The sequence below is a fragment of the Sphaerospermopsis sp. LEGE 08334 genome (assembly GCF_015207205.1).
Lineage (GTDB): Bacteria > Cyanobacteriota > Cyanobacteriia > Cyanobacteriales > Nostocaceae > Sphaerospermopsis.
On the sequence record NZ_JADEXH010000005.1, the window covers coordinates 61,606 to 79,215 of the forward strand.

The following is a 17,610-nucleotide window of genomic DNA, read 5'->3' on the forward strand; positions in this document are numbered from 1 at the left end:
ATTAATTGATATTATCTAAACTTCCTGCACCTGATTCCTTTATCTATTAGTAAATTACCTTATTTGGGCGGGCAAGATGCCCACCCCACACATACACCACAAATACAGGTTATTTAATTTTTGCTCGTTGTTCAACTATCTTTTTGTAAATGCCTATTTTTTGTTGAATTAAACAATTGATTTGCTGTAATGATGCTTGGCGTGATTTTAATAAAAAACTGTGAGCTTTATTTATGAGTGCATTGTTATCACTCAATTTTTGATAGTGCAGATTAGAGGTATGATGGGGGATAGATTTTAAATCTTCCAGAGAAATTAAAGGTGGATTTTGGAAATTACTGTTGGGTTTTAATTGAATTTGAGTTTGACTATTTACCCCAGAAAGAGAATACAAGGGTGATAAATCTAATTCAACTTGATGGCTGACGAGTTTGGCTAATCCTCTAATAATTGAAGTATGATCATCTACTCCCCTTCTATTCATAGATACAGCGAGGTGTTCTTTTTCTTTGAGGGTTGAATTTATCCAGCGAGTACAATTGCTACCAACTCCTACTTCAATAAATATTCTGATGTTGTCATTGTAGACGCGGTTAATTAAACGGGGAAAATCAAGTTGTTGGCAGAGACTTTTAGCAATGTTATGTCCTATAGTTTGACTATCAATTGTAATTGGTTCGTAATTTGCAGCAGAATAAAAAGTAGATTCTGGTATATTTTGAATCGGCAATGTGTTAATTTTCGCCAGTTCATTGTACTCTGATTCCATTGGTTGACAATGAATTACATGATTTATTGATGTAGGAAAAGCATCACATTTAAGGTTTTCAATGACTCGTTTACAAGCTTGTGTTTCTCCTGCAATCACAACTTCTTCCGGTGTGTTAATTAATGAAATATACACACGGTTTTCATGTTTGATTGCTTCCTTAACTTCTGATATTGGACATATAACAATGTAGTTACTCCAAAATTCTGGAACATTGCTATTTAAAGGTATCCCCCAAGCTTTACGAACTGCATTTTTCGTTCCTGATAGTTGGGTTTTAAATAAAGGAGATGAGTTCAAGTAATCACTGGTATTTTTAAAGCTAGCCCAAATACCTTGGGCTAACATCATGCTGGTTTCACCAAGACTGTAGCCAAAAGCGCATTGAGATTGAATTTGAAAATAATTTTTGAGAATTGCTGTGATGATCCCAGCAATGCCAACTTCTGCCTCCAGCATTGTTACTGGGTCATCTATTAATTGCTGTTCTATGACTTCTAATTGTCTTTTTGTCAGTTTATTGATGCTGCGGGGATAAATTATTTTTTCAATCTTAGCAACTCGTTCATAAACGTTGTTAATTACTGGATCGTCATAAATTTTCGGAAATAGTCGGAAGAGGTTGCGACCTATACCAAGATAAGATGTGAAAGAGCCGGGATAAACGAAAGCAATTTTACCTTTTTTTCCCTGTGGGTTGGCTGTAAAATAACTGCCAAGAGGAGTTTGCCAATCTTTGCCAGTCTCAAAGGCAATTTTAACACCTTGAATTGCCCGATCTATTTCTCTTGTTAATTCTTCTTGATTACGTGCTAAAATTGCTATGGTGTAATTTTGATTTTGATGTTTTTGATGTTTTTGATGTTTTTGAAATTCTCTAAATGTTTGGTTAGCTAGTTGGGATAAAGTAGGATAATTTTGCAGATTTTTTTGCAGTGTGAAAATTTTGTCTAGGAGTGAAGATTGATTTTTGGCAGCTATAGCAAATAAATAATAAGGGATTTGTTCTAAATATTTGCTGCTGCGTTCTATTTGACTGGGATCTTCTGACAAAATTAAATGTACATAACTGCCATCAGCTTCCATGCTATTAATAGCAGCTATTCTTCTATTCGCACCTGATTCTAAAAACCAAGGTTTAGATTCTGTGGCAACATAAAAAGGACTACCACGCCAAACATCTGGTTTTTTTACACCACTCCATTGGGGAACTGCGGGAATGTAGCGGTAATATAAACAAAGTGCTGTTTTAATTAAGCTGATAATTCCTGATGCTGTGTGAGTGTCACCAATGTTAGTCTTAACGCTACCTAAAGCACAATTGAAATAACTATTTAAATTTGTTTCTCCTGTTGTATAAGCTGTGATTAAACCTTGAATTTCTGCTTCATCTTGTTGGGTAATTCCACTAGCATAAACTTCCAGATAACCAATATCTTTGGCTTCAATTTCTGCCAGAGAAAAAGCTGTTTGACAAGCTTGGGTGACAGCTTCTGGTTGATATGGAGAATTTTGCAATACACTTAAAGCATCAATTACTGCATATATGCAATTATTCTCTTCTCTGGCTACATCGTGAAGTTGCAATACTACTGCTGCTACACCTTCTCCTGTTACAGTTTCATGAGCTTTTTGATCATAACTGAGGGTATGTAAATCTGTGCAGTGATTTTCCTGTTTACCAAAGTCCATTGCTGCTACTAAAACAGCATCTACTTGCTTATTTATTAATAGCTTTTGTGCTAAATTTAATGCTGAAAAAACTGAATTTTCTTCAGCAAAAGCTGGACTTGTTGCATCCCAAAGCCGGGAAATATAACTGGCTAATTTATTGTCGTGATGAGTTTGGCATTTACTCACCATGATCACTGCAATTTTTGTTTCTGGTCGCAGTTTGGTATTTTTGAGAGTATTCTCAGCTACTTTTAACATTAATTTTTGTTGTGGTGATAATTTTTCAATTTCTGCTAATGGAATTGGTAAGGATGATATTTGACTATAATTAATAGGTGTAAAATCTTGTTTTCCTTGGTAAATACTGTGTTCAAAATCGTCTAATCCTTGAGAACCACTAACAAGACAATCCATGCCAATAATTGCCATTTTTGGAAGTTTATTTTGTGCAAATTCTTTCATGATGATTCTCCATTTTTCAGAATTAAGAGAAGAGATCACGCAGAGGCGCAAAGAGAAGAAGATTATTATCTAATGCCGAGATTCAGAGGGTAAAATCTACATTTTTGATCTGCGTCTCTGCGTGAGGTATCTAACCTATTTGCTTAGTTAGAACTGTACCTTTTGCACCAATCATGCGATTATAAATTTGTCCTTGTTGATTGTGGGTAATAACATCAGCAACTACGTTTGATTCTGTTTTGGATTTTACTTCACAAGTTACATAAAATGTTTCCCCAAAGGGAACGGGTGCAAATTGTTCAAAGTTGAGAATTTCTGAGGGTAAACAACCTATTTGATGAAAGTGTTGTGTCCAAATCCAGAGAGAATGAATCTGCACATCTGCTATATAGGGGTTGAATGTCTGCACTGGAAATTGTCCCTGTTGCTGTGCTGTTGGTTCTGGTAATTTACATTCGATGGTGAGTTTACCAGGACTGGCATTTAATACTGATTTTACGCCTTGAAAGATAGTTCCGTGAAATAGGCTACCTCCCCCATTTTGATATAGTAATGGATTGGTAGATAAGAATTGTTCATCTTGGTTTAAGTTCACTAATTCATAGTTAGGAGGTGTGGGGATTTCCCGTTTTAAAATCAGATTACTACTGAAATGATATCTGATTTTTCCTTCGGGGGTGATACTGCTAATTTTAGCAGCTATTTGTATTTCTTTGTTTTCTATTTTAGCAAGTTCTTGAATTTCTAGTGTGTATTCATTTGCTGAATTTTCATCAAAGACAATTCCTTTTAAGACTTTGAAGTTAGGACAACTAAAGGCTTGAAAACCGGGATATAGTTGTTCACAAGTGTTAGCCATCCATAAAAGTCCACAAGTTGCGGGAAGCACGGGACGACCTGCTATAACATGATCGTGTAAAAATGGATTGGATGCTAATGTTAATTGACGTTTAATGTGATAGGTTTTTAAGTCACTGGGTAATGTGGGAGGAATATAAACTAAGGGACTACCAATTACTACTTGTGCTGTATTTGAATTGATATTTGTTAGTTCATTAACTAACATTTTTGTGCCGATTTCTAGGGGTATAGTTTCAATTCCTCTTTCTGCAAATGCTTTCTTTAATTCTGGTGATACCATGCCACTCTCCCAGGGACCCCAGTTAATAGCAACTACATGACAATGGGGGTAATTCTGTTTGATAATATGGGCTGATTTGTTGAGGATTTCGTTAGCAAGTGCATAATCTGCTTGTCCCACATTGCCATAAAAACCGACCACTGAAGAAAACAATACTAAATATTGTAGTTGACTTGGTGGTACACATTGCAGGAGATTTTCTAAACCTTGAACTTTAGCAGTATAAACTTTTTCAAAATCCTGAATTGTTTTTTTCTCAATCCGTTTATCAGCTAAGTTACCAGCACCGTGAATAATTCCAGTTATCGCCCCTAACCTTTCAATTACAGGTGCAAGTTTTTCTGCTAATAAATTTCTATCGGTGATATCTACACTCAAATATTCAGCTTTTCCTCCTGCTTTCTCGATGGCTTTTAATGTATTTTGAATTTCTCGTTGAGAAGAAATTTCCTGATATTTTTTCTGCACCATTATGGGGGTTGGTTTTTCTCCTTTGGCGAGAAAATCCTCCATAATTCGCTGTTTTAATTCAGCTTCATTTTCATAACCCTCAGCCCAAACTGGTTCTGGTTCTGTACTGGAACGACCTAAAAGAATGAATTTACATTGAGATTCTTGGGCTAATTTAATCACACATTGGGCAGTGATTCCTTTTGCGCCACCACTAACTAGAAATACTTGATCTTTGGTAATGGGTAATTGATGATTAGTAATGGTTAATGGGGTAGGTTCTGCAACTAAAGTAAATCTACCTTTGTTGTTATATCCTACTTCTGTAACTAATAAATTTGGATCTTGCAATTCTGCAAGGATGTATTTTACCGATGTTTCTGCATTTAAATCAGGACTTAAATCCAGGGAACGACAAAATACTGTTTCCCATTCTTGATTTAAACTTTTAGTCAGTCCAAATAGTCCCGCACTAATAGGACTAAAATTATTGGTTTTTCCTAATCCAAATTCCCCATCTAACCGCGCAATGCTTAAAAAACAACTACGTCCTTTTGTTGCTGCTTGATTGAGTGATTCTTTGAGATGTTTGGCAATTAAAAATACATGACGGAGAATGGTTTTTTCTGTTTCCGAACTATCACTGAATACAGGGTGTAGATGAATGAAAGAACCTACAAGACCAAACTTATTAGAAATATCGGTTAACTGTTGCTGTAAATTCTCTTCCTGCCAATCATTTAATCTTATCTGATTAATTCCTACAGGTAAATCTGATTGCGTAGTGGGAAAGCTTAAAACTACAATTTTACAACCTCTACCTGTTAAAATCCTAGCTAATTTTTCGGTCGTTGGTGAACCATCATCAGTGATTAAAACAATGTGATTTTCAGGAATGGTGAAATCTAAACTATCAGGTTGGGGTAGTGGTTTTAATTTTGCTGGACTGCGAAGAATTTTGTGATGAAATTCCTGTTCTTTGACATCCTGTTTTTCTTGCGTCAACAACTGGGTTAAACCCTCAGCTTGATGTTGCATATACTCGGCAATTTCTCCCAGTGTACGCAATTTTCCTAATTCTTCTGGGTTGGGTTTGGGTAAGTCGGGATAAAGTTCTAGTAGTCCTCCTAAAATTTCTACTCTTTTGATGGAATCAATTCCTAAATCTGCTTCAATATCCATTGATAAATCCAACATTTCTACAGGATAACCTGTTTTATCACTAACAATGTTGAGCAGAATATTACTCAAATCGGTGGGGATTTTTATTTCTTGTTCCTCAGATTTAACTAATACATCCTCTTGCGAGACCTTGACAATTGCAGCATCAGTTTGTGTATCACTCAGATGGTTAGAAGATGCTAAAAATTGCGGTTCATGTTCAACAGTTTCATGAAGAACTTCTACAAACATTTGTGCGGGTAATTTTTGGTTTTCTTTTGTTTCTGAACTCTCTACTTTTTGTTCTACTTTTTGATTTAGCAACTCTGGAACTAGAGTTGGAACTAGAGTTTTTATATACTCGGCAATTTGTCCCAGTGTCCGCAGTTGTCCTAATTCTTCTGGATTCGGTTTGGGTAAGTCGGGATAAAGTTCTAAAAGTCCTCCTAAAATTTCTACTCTTTTGATGGAATCAATTCCTAAATCTGCCTCAATATCCATTGATAAATCCAACATTTCTACAGGATAACCTGTTTTATCACTGACGATATTGAGTAGAGTTTGACTGAGGGTGGAGGTATCTATATTAATTGGAGTTGTGGGAACGACGTTAATAGTATTTGATTTCTCTTCTAACGTCTCCTCTGGTTGAGGAGGGGAAATAAACCTCTCCGCTAACCCCTCTCCTACAAGGGGAGGAGAAATATTAAAATCATTTTCTTTAATTAAGGTTTTTCCGTTTTCTTGTACTTTTAGGAGATGGTTAGGAAGAGGTTGAGAAGGAGATTGGGGTTGATTTATATCATCAGTAATCTGCAAAAAATCATAATGTTGTTGCAGTAATTGAAAGTAATTATTGGCGTAGTCTTGCTGATAGTTCAAATATTTTTCATGTATGCGGATAGTTTCAGCTTGATGATCATGCAGCCGCATTATGCTACGTTCGTAACTAGAAATTGCTAGTTGTTGAGTTTGCGCTTGATATTCATTTACTTCGCTATTTTCCAACAACGAATACTGTTGTTGCATTAATTCATAAAATGTCTTTGTGTACTCTGTTTGATTTTGCAAAGATTGTTCATGGGCGTGTGTAATATCACTTTGTTGGCGAGTAAATTCTGCTAATGATTGCTCTAATCTGTCAATAACTCGGTCGTAATTAGGAAGTTGAATTTCTACTTTTTCAACTTTTTCTAATTTGCCATTACTACCATTATTCACAGTCTGAGCATTACTGCTTTTTTCTACTAACACTTCCTGATTTTGAGGGACGGTAATTTTGTTATCCGCAACTGGTTGTGGTTGTGGGTGATGTTCATTAACTTTTGCTGTTTCCGCTTTGATAACATGACCATTTTCTAAGGCTTTAGCAAATGCTTTTTGTGCTTTGTCGGTAATATTTGTACTATTCAAACGCACATTCAAAATTTTCTTTTGATCCTTTTTATTAACTTCGGGTATTTTAGTTTCAATTTGGTAGGGATCTAGATTTTGCAAAGGTACACCAGCAACTCGCAACTGTATTATTGCTTCTCTTAATAGCAAATCGCTATTTTTGTGATAATTCCCATTTAAAGCTACAGCTATATGGGGTTTTTCTCCCAAAATTTCTTTCACTAAGTTGGTGAGAACATTTTTTGGTCCAAACTCAATAAAGCAATAACCACCAGCGGCATATATATTCTCAATTTCTTGTTGAAATAACACCTGATTTAACAAATGTTGTTGGAGAATTTTTTGCATTGCTGCGGGTTCATTTGGGTACAATTCTCCTGTGACATTAGTATAAACTGGAATCTGCGCTTGATTAAAAGTTACCTTTTCAATTGCTTGGGCAAAAGGTTTCTGGGCATGGGCTACTAATGGTGTATGAAAAGCAGCGGAAACTCCTAATAAAAATGTTGAAAATCCTTTTTCTTGCAAAACATTTTGCACTTTGCTAATTTCTGCTTTCTTCCCAGCTAATACTACTTGATTTTGAGAATTACAATTAGCAATAGCAACTTGAGGAAAGTCTTTAATTAATTCCGTTACCTGACTGACATTACCTTTAACTGCCAACATTCCCCCGGCATCAATTTCTGTGGGTGTGGCCATTGCTTGTCCTCTAGCTTTGACCAAGAAAAAATAATCTTCTTCACTTAAAACACCCCCCGCCCACAAAGCTGTTAATTCTCCAAAACTATGACCGGCAACAAAATTTGCTTTCAAACCTGCTTGTTGTAATATCTTGTACAACCCTGCACTAAAAGCGCCAATTGCTGGTTGTGCATATTCGGTTTTTTGCAGTGTTTCTAGTTGCTTTTGTTTATGTTCTGCATCAAAAACTGGTGGTGGAAATACAACTTCAGATAAAGAGTTTAACCCATCTTTGCAAAACAAATTATCTATCTGATTATAGGTTTGACGTAAGTTAGGAAAGTTAATGACTAATTCCCGTCCCATTTCCAAATATTGCGAACCTTGTCCAGAGAATAAAGCTACTATTTTTCCTGTAGTTTCTATTCCTTTTTGTCGGTAATAAATTCCTTTTGGGTGTTCCCAAGATTCAGATTGCGGTTTATTTTTTAGTAAGTCAATAATGACTGGTAAAAATTCCGTTGCTTGTGTCAAAGATGCTGCTACAAATCCGACTCTGGGATAATTGATGGGAATTTCTAATTTTTCAGATTCTGTAATTAGTTGTTGATAATGTTGTTCTTTATTTTCTGATTGTAGTTGTCGTTGGATATTCTCACAGCGAGATAATAATTCTGCGGTTGTGGGTGCAAATAATAAAATTGATTTTGCAGAATTGTGTAAACGATACGAGTGATCATGTTCATTGGTGTATTCCTCTAAAACAACATGATAATTTGTGCCTCCAAAACCAAATGCACTTACTCCAGCGCGTCTGGGTTTGTTACTAATCCAAGGTCTAGTTTCTGTGTTTAAATAAAATGGTGAATTTTCGATATTCAGTTTTGGATGTGGTTGAGTAACGTTAATTGTGGGTGGTAATACTTTATGATGCAATGCTAACGCTGTTTTAATTAAACTTGCTGCACCAGCGGCGGCTTTGGTATGTCCAATTTGGGATTTAACTGTTCCCAAAGCAATATATTGTTTTTTAGGATTGTTGTCACTAAAAACTTCGGTTATAGATGTAAATTCTGTGGGATCTCCTACCATTGTTCCTGTACCATGTGCTTCAATTAAACCCACAGTTTCTGGTGAAAAACCGGCATTTTCATAAGCACGACGGAGGGCTTTTACTTGTCCTTGGGAATGGGGGGCGTAAATGCTTTTATATTTGCCATCGCTGGAACTGCCAATACCTTTAATTACTGCATAGATGCGATCGCCATCTCTCACTGCATCATCCAGGCGTTTAAGTACCAACATTCCCACGCCTTCACCTAACATCATGCCATCAGATTCTGCATCAAATGGTTTAACTTTTTCTCCCGGAGAAACCGCAGGAGTTTTACTAAAACACAGATAGGCAAAAATCGAATTATCAGTATCAACTCCACCGGTTATCATCATGTCGGCACGATTTTCAACTAATTCGCTAATTGCCATTTTTAATGCACCTAAAGAACTAGCGCAAGCAGCATCAACTACACAATTCATACCGCCTAAATCTAGTCGGTTGGCGATACGTCCAGAAATCACATTAGCTAACATTCCGGGGAAGGCGTTTTCTTCCCATTGCACATAAGCACTTTTAATTTTCTCAATTACTTTTTGGGTATCTTCATCCGATAAACCGCTGTTTTTCAAAACTTTTTCCCATACTGGATATTGCAATCTTGAACCTAAAGGTACTGCTAATTGTCTACCAATTGCTACACCTAATATTACCCCAGTGCGTTCGCGGTTAAATTCTCTAGATTCACTATAACCAGCATCTTCCATTGCTGCTTTCGCAACTACCAAACCTAATAATTGAGAAATATCTGTCACCTCTAAAATATTTGGTGGTAAACCAAATTCCATCGGATTAAAATCAATATCTGGGATAAATCCACCCCGTTTACAGTAAGTTTTATCCGGTGCTTTTGGGTCAGGATCATAGTAATCATCTATATTCCACCGAGAAAGAGGAACATCAGTAATACAATCTACTTTTTGAATAATTTTCTCCCAATATTCCTGTAAATTTTTAGATTGAGGAAATATCGAAGCCATGCCAATAATTGCTATGTTATTTTGTTGCAATTGGCTATTAATTTTACTGTCTAAATTGGTGTGTTCGGTTTTGTAATCGCGCATATTTTTTTTCACCTTAATAAGCTTGAGCAAAGCCTTTTCACAATTACTAACTTCATCTTGCAATTGTGCTAACGCAGCTTCAAATTTGGCAGCAGCCATGACAATATCTTTGTTTATTGTGCGATTGACTTTTTTTGAGAAAGTTGTTATTTAAATTTGGTAAAATGCTTTGCTCGGCGGCTCAAGCAAGGATAGTTTCATAGAAAAAACTTAATCCTCTTCCCTGTAACTTTAAATTGCCGCTAACTTATCTTGATATTAGACTGGTGACAAATCTTTTACAAGTTATATGCAACTTAGATGCAACTGAATCAAGTTGGATGAAATCTAAGTTTGCTTGAGCTTGAGATATATTAATTCGTGAGCTTTTTGCTTATCCAATTACTATCAAATTTAGCTGATGATTTTTATTTGATTACAAAAGTTGCATATAAATTGCATATCTTTGAAGGTAGGGAATAGGGAATAGAAATAACAGAAAAATATCAAGTAAAAACAAGGATATTTATTCAACCAGTTATTCACTGATGAAAGTATTTTTACAAGTTTGTGAATTTTGCATCTATCCCAAAGCAGATTTTTTATCTTATTTAAATTACCAACATCTTTAATAATTGATGAAGCTATATCTTATAAGAAGAGAAAAATATCTGTAATTTTAATCACTAACAGCTATATCTAAAGTATGAGAATAATCATTATTTTGACTCAAAAAGCGTTTAAATTAGGTATTTAAGTATCAAATGCAAATCAACTATATTGATGAATTTTCAATCTGTCAAGCTACGTGCAAATTTTATTGAATAAATTTGTTGCATAGGACTTGAAATTGATCATTAATCAGTTTATTGTGTGTGATTGAATGATGTAAATATAAATCCATGCTGTTCGTTTAACGTAGTGGGTAGATCCAGAATTTAGGTTGAGTGAATATATAAATTCACTTTATTAATTCATCAATCTATCCACTCTTAACCGCCCAGTATTGCAGTAAAAATTCATGCAATTTAACCAGATTGTGTGTAGATTGTGTGTAAATTTCTGCAACATGGTAATTACAAGAAACTATAAGGGCTTGCTGGCATGAGACTATCTGAATTAGATCCACTCATACCGCTAAATGAGTTGAGAGAAGAACTGCTGAAATTACCAAAAGGCTACTCTTTTTATGAAGATGAATTGGTAGAATTTCTATCACGACGTAGATGGCCAGAGAGCGATCGCCGAATTGATAGAACAACTTTTTGGCGGTGGCGCAATGACAACGGAATTGAACATCAAAAAGTATTCAGCCGCTTGGATATTCTCAAATTGTGCCAAATTTGTGATCATTATCGTGTGGATGGAACTCGCAGTGAATACTTAGCGATTATGAAAAAGAAAAAAGAAGTGATGCTCAATAAATAACCATGCACTTTGCAGGTGCAGCAAATACTAAATAGCTCTGCTCACAGCCGATACAGCTAAGGAATTGATGGATATATATCCATCTTCCTAGCTCTATCTTTACCAAATTTATCAAATATTAATAACCACAAAAAACATAAGAATTTAGGATTTAGGAGTCAGGAGTCAGAATGTTTGATCAATCGGTTGACTATCAAAAATTAATTGTTAGCGTAACCGTTAAAAAGCTGACTTCTGAATGCTGAGGTTAAGTTGCACCAACATTATCAGGGAATGCTATCAAGTGTACTGCTCTATCTCTTTGATTGATTTTACTCATCGAGATAGCAGCTTCTATTAACCCCATGAGGGGAAAAAAAAACGTGCTAATTGCCAATTGAAAAACATAATTAAAGGCATAATTAAAGGCATAATTATGGTACACAAAGAAAAGCAGTCATTCGCAAACCCTGTAAATTGGTTGTCAATAACTTTGGCAATGACTACAGTTGTAGCTACTGGCGTAGTATATTTTTACAGTCTTTCACGTTTTAATTCCAAATCTAAATCAAACGAACCAATTTCTATCAGCAGTCCTAGTCCAATAGTAACTGCTGTTGCTGCTTTAGGACGTTTAGAACCTCAAGGAGAAATTATTCGTTTGTCTGCTCCAGGTACACAATTGGGGGGTGTAAGAGTAGCCAAACTTTTGGTAAAAAAAGGTGATAAAGTTCGTGAAGGAAAAGTATTAGCAATTCTTGATAGTTACGCTCCTAATATAGCAGCTTTAGAAAAAGCTAAACGACAGGTACAAGTTGCTGAAGCTAATCTTAAAAAAGTAGAAGCTGGAGCAAAAAAAGGTGATATTCATGCCCAAAAAGCAACAATAGCTCGTTTAGAAGCTGAGTTAAGGGGTGAAACTTCTGCTCAAAAAGCGACAATTGCTCGTTTAGAAGCTGAATTAAATAATGCAGAAACAGAAAATCAGCGTTATCAGAAATTATATCAAGATGGTGCTATTTCTGCTTCTGATGCTGATACTAAACGCTTGCGAAGAGATACTGTACAACAACAACTAAATGAAGCCCAAGCTTCCTTAAAACGAACTGTAGAAACGCTGCAAAAACAGTTAAATGAAGCCCAAGCTCGACTTGATAGTATTGCCGAAGTTCGTCCTACCGATGTGCAAGCAGCGAAAGCAGATGTTGAAATTGCCAAAGCATCAGTGAAACAAGCTCAAGCAGAACTAGATTTAAGTTCTATCCGTTCACCAATAGATGGACAAGTATTAAAAATTAATGCTTGGCCAGGAGAAATAATTGGTAGTAATGGCATTGCTGAATTAGGTAATACTCAACAAATGTATGTAGTTGCAGAAGTCTACGAAACTGATATTAAAAAAGTGCGTTTAGGTCAGTCCGTGGAAATTACTGCTGATGCTTTTACAGGAAAAATTCAAGGCACAGTTACAGATATTGGTTTGCAAGTTGGTAAACAAAATATCTTTAATAATAATCCCGGTGCTGATACCGACAACAAAATAGTTGATGTCAAAATTCGTATTAATGACCCAAAAGACAACCAAAAAGTTGCAGCTTTAACTAACTTACAGGTTGAGGTAATGATCAAAATATAAGGTAAGAATTCAGGAGTCAGGAGTCAGAATCTTTAACAATTAAAAAGCTGACTGCTGATTGCTGAATGCTGACATTTAATCATTCTAATTGATACTTTCAGAGGTTTTAAATATGATTTTGAATATACCTCTAGCTTGGCTACAATTAGCTAAACAAAGAGTTCGCTTTTTTGTAGCTTTAGCTGGAATTGCTTTTGTTGCTGTTTTGATGTTTATGCAAATCGGTTTTCAAGACGCTTTGTATGCTAGTGCTACACAATTGCATAAAAATCTGCAAGGAGACTTATTTTTAATTAGCGCCCAATATAGGTCTTTAACTTCTAATCAAAGTTTTCCCCGCAGTCGTTTATATCAAACTTTAGGTTTTGCAGATGTGTCAGCAGTCGATCCTTTATATGTACAGTTTGCTAAGTTCAAAAATCCCATTAATGGGCGTAAGTATCCTATCTATGTATTAGGATTTGATCCAGTAAAATCAATCTTTAAATTACCAGAAATACAAGATGATTTTAAGTCACTGCAAATACCTGATCAAGTATTTTTTGACCGTGCTTCACGTCCAGAATTTGGACCCATTGCTGAATATCATCAGCAAAATAAACCTGTGACTATGGAAATATTTAGTTATACAGGTTTAGTAGGTTACAGAGTTAAAGTTAGTGGTTTATTTAGTCTCGGTCCTTCCTTTGGAGTTGATGGTAATTTAATTGTTGGTTCTTCTACCTTTATGCGAATATTTGCTGGGCGAGATGCGGATGACATAGACATAGGTTTAATTCACCTCCAACCTGGTGCTGATTCCAAAAAAGTTTTGACAAATTTATCAGCTAAGTTACCCAAAGATGTTATCGTTATGACTCGTAAAGAATTTATTGAATTTGAAAAAAGTTATTGGACTTTAAGAACACCGATTGGATTTGTATTTAACTTAATGGTGATCATGGGTTTTGTGGTTGGAGTAATTGTTGTTTATCAAATTCTTTATAGTAATATATCTACCCATTTCGTTGAATTTGCTACTCTTAAAGCAATGGGTTTTAAAAATAAATATCTCTTACGGGTGGTTTTTCAACAGGCTTTAATTTTAGCAGCTTTGGGTTATATTCCCGGTTTTGCTATATCCTTGGGACTTTATGATCTTGCCAAAAATGCAACTCAGTTACCGATGACTATGGATATGAACAAAGCATTAATAGTGTTAATTTCTGCTATTGTCATGTGTTTAACTTCAGGATTTTTCTCTACTAATAAATTACGCAAATTAGATCCAGCAGAAATTTTCTAATTAATATTTCAGGAGTCAGAATGCTGGTGAAACCAGGAATAGAAAGAAAGCTTTCAGAGCTTATGATAATTATCTAGTTAGACTGGAAAATATGTTCTTTTTCGCTAGTCTGGATTCTGAAGAGTTACTTTTATCAACCCATATAATATTATGGATTTTATGGAATCAAAGGCAATTTTAGAAATTAGTAATCTCAATCAATACTTTGGTACAAGCAAATTAAAAAATCAGATATTATTTGACATCAATTTATCAATTAAATCTGGTGAAATTGTCATTATGACTGGTCCTTCTGGTTCAGGAAAGACTACTTTATTAACTTTGATTGGTGGTTTGCGTTCTGTACAAAAGGGAAGTTTAAAATTTATTGGAGAAGAATTATGTGGAGCAGGAAACAATAAATTAGTGCAAGTCCGTCGTCAAATTGGTTATATTTTTCAAGCTCATAATTTACTTGACTTTTTAACAGCTAGACAAAATGTACAAATGTCTTTAGAATTACAACCAAACATTTCTGAATGGGAAGGTAGAATGCAATCAGAAGCAATGCTTCATGCTGTAAAATTAGGCGATCGCATTAATTATTATCCATCCGATCTATCTGGAGGACAAAAACAAAGAGTTGCTATTGCTCGTGCTTTAGTTAGTCATCCTAAATTAGTCTTAGCTGATGAACCTACCGCAGCTTTAGATAGTAAAACAGGTCGAGATGTTGTTAATTTGATGCAAGAATTAGCACGGGAACAAAATTGTGCTATTTTAATGGTGACACATGATAACCGTATTTTAGATATTGCTGACCGAATCATTCACATGGAAGATGGTAAGTTAATTAAACAAGTTTCATAACTCTTTCAATGAGTAAAGAATTTACAGCAGTTTTCATGTATTTGTACCACATCCTTCTTGTTATCTTCCTTTCTTCCTTTGCGCCTTTGCGTCTTTGCGTGAGATTAAAAAATGTGGTTCATTTACCTGAAAATCGCTGTAAACAGTATCTATAAGAGTTAGTAAAATTTGGGAGTTTGAATTATGTCTTTTGGTGGATAAAATATCTACTTTGAGAATGAGGTAATAATTTTCCTATTTATGTACATTTATGTAAAGTATAGGAATGTCATGGTCAGATACCCGACTTATCCAAGAATTTGGGTATCTATCCAGTGACCTACTTAGCTTTTAAATTGTCAATTTACATTTGAAATTCACATTTTAAAATTCACATTTTAGATTCCCAATTAATTGTATTATGGTGCAAGATTTACTTATTTGCTTACAAGAAGCAACTTTATATTTTCTATTTAGAAAGTCCTGGATTCCTAAAAGTTTTGCTCAATGTTTTGTCAATCTTCCCTGCGGATGTCAAAACCCTGGAAAAGAAATCAAATGTGAAGATTGTCCCTATTTAGAAGCTTGTTTATCTAGTTGGAAGCTACATCAAGACTATCTTAAACAAAAGACAAATTATCGCAGTTTAAGAAAATAGTAAACTAGCAGAATTTACATCTAAACATAAGACTGCTTGTGGTTGTGTTCGTAAAATTGAAGCTGGGCAATTTGTGTGAATTGACTCATGTAATATCTCTTTAACTATTTTGGCTTTGCGTGTTGCTGGTGCTAAACAAATAATTTTTTTAGCTGCACAAATCATAGGTATAGTTACAGTAAAAGCATACTGGGGAACGCTTTCTAAGTTGGGAAAATATCCGGTTTTCACTTGTTGCTGACGGTTGACTTGATCTAGTTTTACTAATTTGACACTAGCAGCATCTTCAAAATTAGCAACTGCGGGATCATTAAAAGCTAAATGTCCATTTTCTCCTACACCCAAAAGACACAAATCAATGGGTTGAGCTTTTAATAATTTGGTATAGCGATCGCACTCCGCAACAGGTTCTAAAGCATCCCCTTCTATATAGTAAAATTGCTTTGGAAATACCCTTTTTTCTACACGCTCCCGCAAATAATACCGGAAACTTGCAGGATGATCAGCATTAATTCCTAAATATTCATCAAGGTGAAATAAAGTTATCTTTGACCAATCTATCCCACCTAAAGTAATTAAAGCATCCAAAAATTTAAGTTGAGAATTTCCTGTAGCTAATAATAAAGCAATTGTCTCCTGTTCTTGTAGCAGTTTATATAGATACTTCTGTACAATTTCAGCAACATCCTGCGCCATTTCTGTTTCCGATTTATAAATCTGTACCAGGAGATCCTCGACATGAAAAGATGTTGTAGCAGTATTCATATTTTAATACAGGTAATTCCCTTAACTCCTAACTCCTAACTCCTATTTATTAATAGGGGTTTTACTTTGCCATATTTGTTCAAATTCTGCCTCGGAAATTTCAAATTCCTCAATATCTTTATCATCTAATTTTTTATCGCAGAGCATTCCATAATCATCGGATGAATGGCTTTTATCATAGAATAATACATTGCCATTTTCATAAACTTCTATTTGTCTACGTGCATATAAATCACTATCAAGTTCCATAAAGTAAGTGCTACGACCCCAAGAATCATATTCACCCCCAAGTGATACATCCCAAGACCATTTGTAATATTTCTTTGTTTTTTGTAATATAGTCATATCGCAATCCTCTTTCATTTGTGTTTCATTTGTAATATTTTGCATGGTCTAGCTATAGTTATTTTTTGATGCAGGTAACGGACAACAAGTAATAGATTTTCTCACATAATTCACATAATATTTAGGAATGCCATAGTAATTTAACTCCTCATCTACAGATAGTTACTTGAATTTTTATGAATCCCAAAGAAAACCTCTACAATACCTATTTTACCTATTAACTAGGATAAAAATTGATGATAATAAGATTTTACTAAAATTTTAATTGAAATTCAGCAATATTTCTAGTCTGAGTATTTAGTTAAGTTTTAGTTAAGTCGGATGATTTCCCGGACTTCCATTAAAATTTTGCCCAGCATATTTTTTCCACCACCATCAGATCCACAACCCCAATAATAATCTATCGGTGAATTTTCCACTATTTCCTCATTACCTGTAGATAGGAGAATTTCTCTAATATCTGCATGGGTAGAAAACTTACATAACACTGCTTTTCGCATAATATCATCTTTTACGTCTTCCCAATCTGAACGTAGAGGATGAGTCCTTTGTCTGCCCATTTTTGCAGCTTCTTTAGGTGTTTTAACAAGCCTAATTTGTTCTACATGATGTGTACCAATAAACTTTTGTGCTTGAAAGTAATGTTCACTGGTTAACCAATATAAATCATCTAATTCAAATCCGTGCGGTGAAAAGTTAGAAAAACAACCATATTGTTCACGAGTATGATAAAAGTAGATTGTCATGGAAATTATCCCTCTAAAATGATTCTTGTTTTCATATTGAAAATACA

At 34.9% G+C, this 17,610-nt stretch carries 10 protein-coding genes; 5 read left to right on the plus strand and 5 right to left on the minus strand.

Annotation, left to right across the window (positions count from 1 at the left end; genetic code table 11):
- Positions 1-109: 109 nt before the first annotated feature.
- The gene (locus IQ237_RS04225; RefSeq protein WP_194052683.1) at positions 110-2,905 is read right to left on the minus strand and encodes a type I polyketide synthase; all 2,796 of its coding nucleotides are present in this window, start codon (positions 2,903-2,905) and stop codon (positions 110-112) included.
- 130 nt (positions 2,906-3,035) lie between these two features.
- The gene (locus IQ237_RS04230; protein WP_194052685.1) at positions 3,036-10,013 is read right to left on the minus strand and encodes a type I polyketide synthase; all 6,978 of its coding nucleotides are present in this window, start codon (positions 10,011-10,013) and stop codon (positions 3,036-3,038) included.
- Positions 10,014-10,997: 984 nt separating this feature from the next.
- Here IQ237_RS04230 and IQ237_RS04235 point away from each other — a divergent pair.
- The 5 genes from IQ237_RS04235 to IQ237_RS04255 all read left to right on the plus strand — a co-directional run bounded on the left by IQ237_RS04235 (position 10,998) and on the right by IQ237_RS04255 (position 15,707).
- Positions 10,998-11,321 carry a hypothetical protein gene (locus tag IQ237_RS04235; RefSeq protein ID WP_096565517.1) on the plus strand — a complete coding sequence of 108 codons (324 nt, stop codon included), beginning with the start codon at positions 10,998-11,000 and terminating at the stop codon, positions 11,319-11,321.
- 415 nt (positions 11,322-11,736) lie between these two features.
- On the plus strand, positions 11,737-12,936 hold the full coding sequence (locus IQ237_RS04240) for an ABC exporter membrane fusion protein (RefSeq protein WP_194052687.1): 1,200 nt from the start codon (positions 11,737-11,739) through the stop codon (positions 12,934-12,936).
- Positions 12,937-13,048: 112 nt separating this feature from the next.
- Entirely contained in the window at positions 13,049-14,221 is a 1,173-nt protein-coding gene (gene devC, locus IQ237_RS04245) for an ABC transporter permease DevC (RefSeq protein ID WP_194052689.1), read from the plus strand.
- A 159-nt stretch (positions 14,222-14,380) separates the two neighbouring features.
- The gene (locus IQ237_RS04250; protein WP_194052691.1) at positions 14,381-15,070 is read left to right on the plus strand and encodes a DevA family ABC transporter ATP-binding protein; all 690 of its coding nucleotides are present in this window, start codon (positions 14,381-14,383) and stop codon (positions 15,068-15,070) included.
- Positions 15,071-15,470: 400 nt separating this feature from the next.
- A complete protein-coding gene (locus tag IQ237_RS04255) occupies positions 15,471-15,707 on the plus strand; it encodes a hypothetical protein (protein WP_194052694.1) in 237 nt (78 codons plus the stop codon).
- On the opposite strand, the gene IQ237_RS04260 is transcribed toward IQ237_RS04255, so the two are convergent.
- The 3 genes from IQ237_RS04260 to IQ237_RS04270 all read right to left on the minus strand — a co-directional run bounded on the left by IQ237_RS04260 (position 15,696) and on the right by IQ237_RS04270 (position 17,563).
- Positions 15,696-16,472 carry a glucosamine-6-phosphate deaminase gene (locus tag IQ237_RS04260; protein WP_194052696.1) on the minus strand — a complete coding sequence of 259 codons (777 nt, stop codon included), beginning with the start codon at positions 16,470-16,472 and terminating at the stop codon, positions 15,696-15,698. The two genes, IQ237_RS04255 and IQ237_RS04260, sit on opposite strands and share 12 nt — an antisense overlap.
- Positions 16,473-16,514: 42 nt before the next feature.
- The gene (locus tag IQ237_RS04265) at positions 16,515-16,817 is read right to left on the minus strand and encodes a DUF6881 domain-containing protein (protein ID WP_194052835.1); all 303 of its coding nucleotides are present in this window, start codon (positions 16,815-16,817) and stop codon (positions 16,515-16,517) included.
- A gap of 308 nt (positions 16,818-17,125) precedes the next feature.
- Positions 17,126-17,563, minus strand: a complete 438-nt coding sequence (locus IQ237_RS04270) for an NADAR family protein (RefSeq protein WP_194052698.1) — start codon at positions 17,561-17,563, stop codon at positions 17,126-17,128.
- Positions 17,564-17,610: the final 47 nt, after the last annotated feature.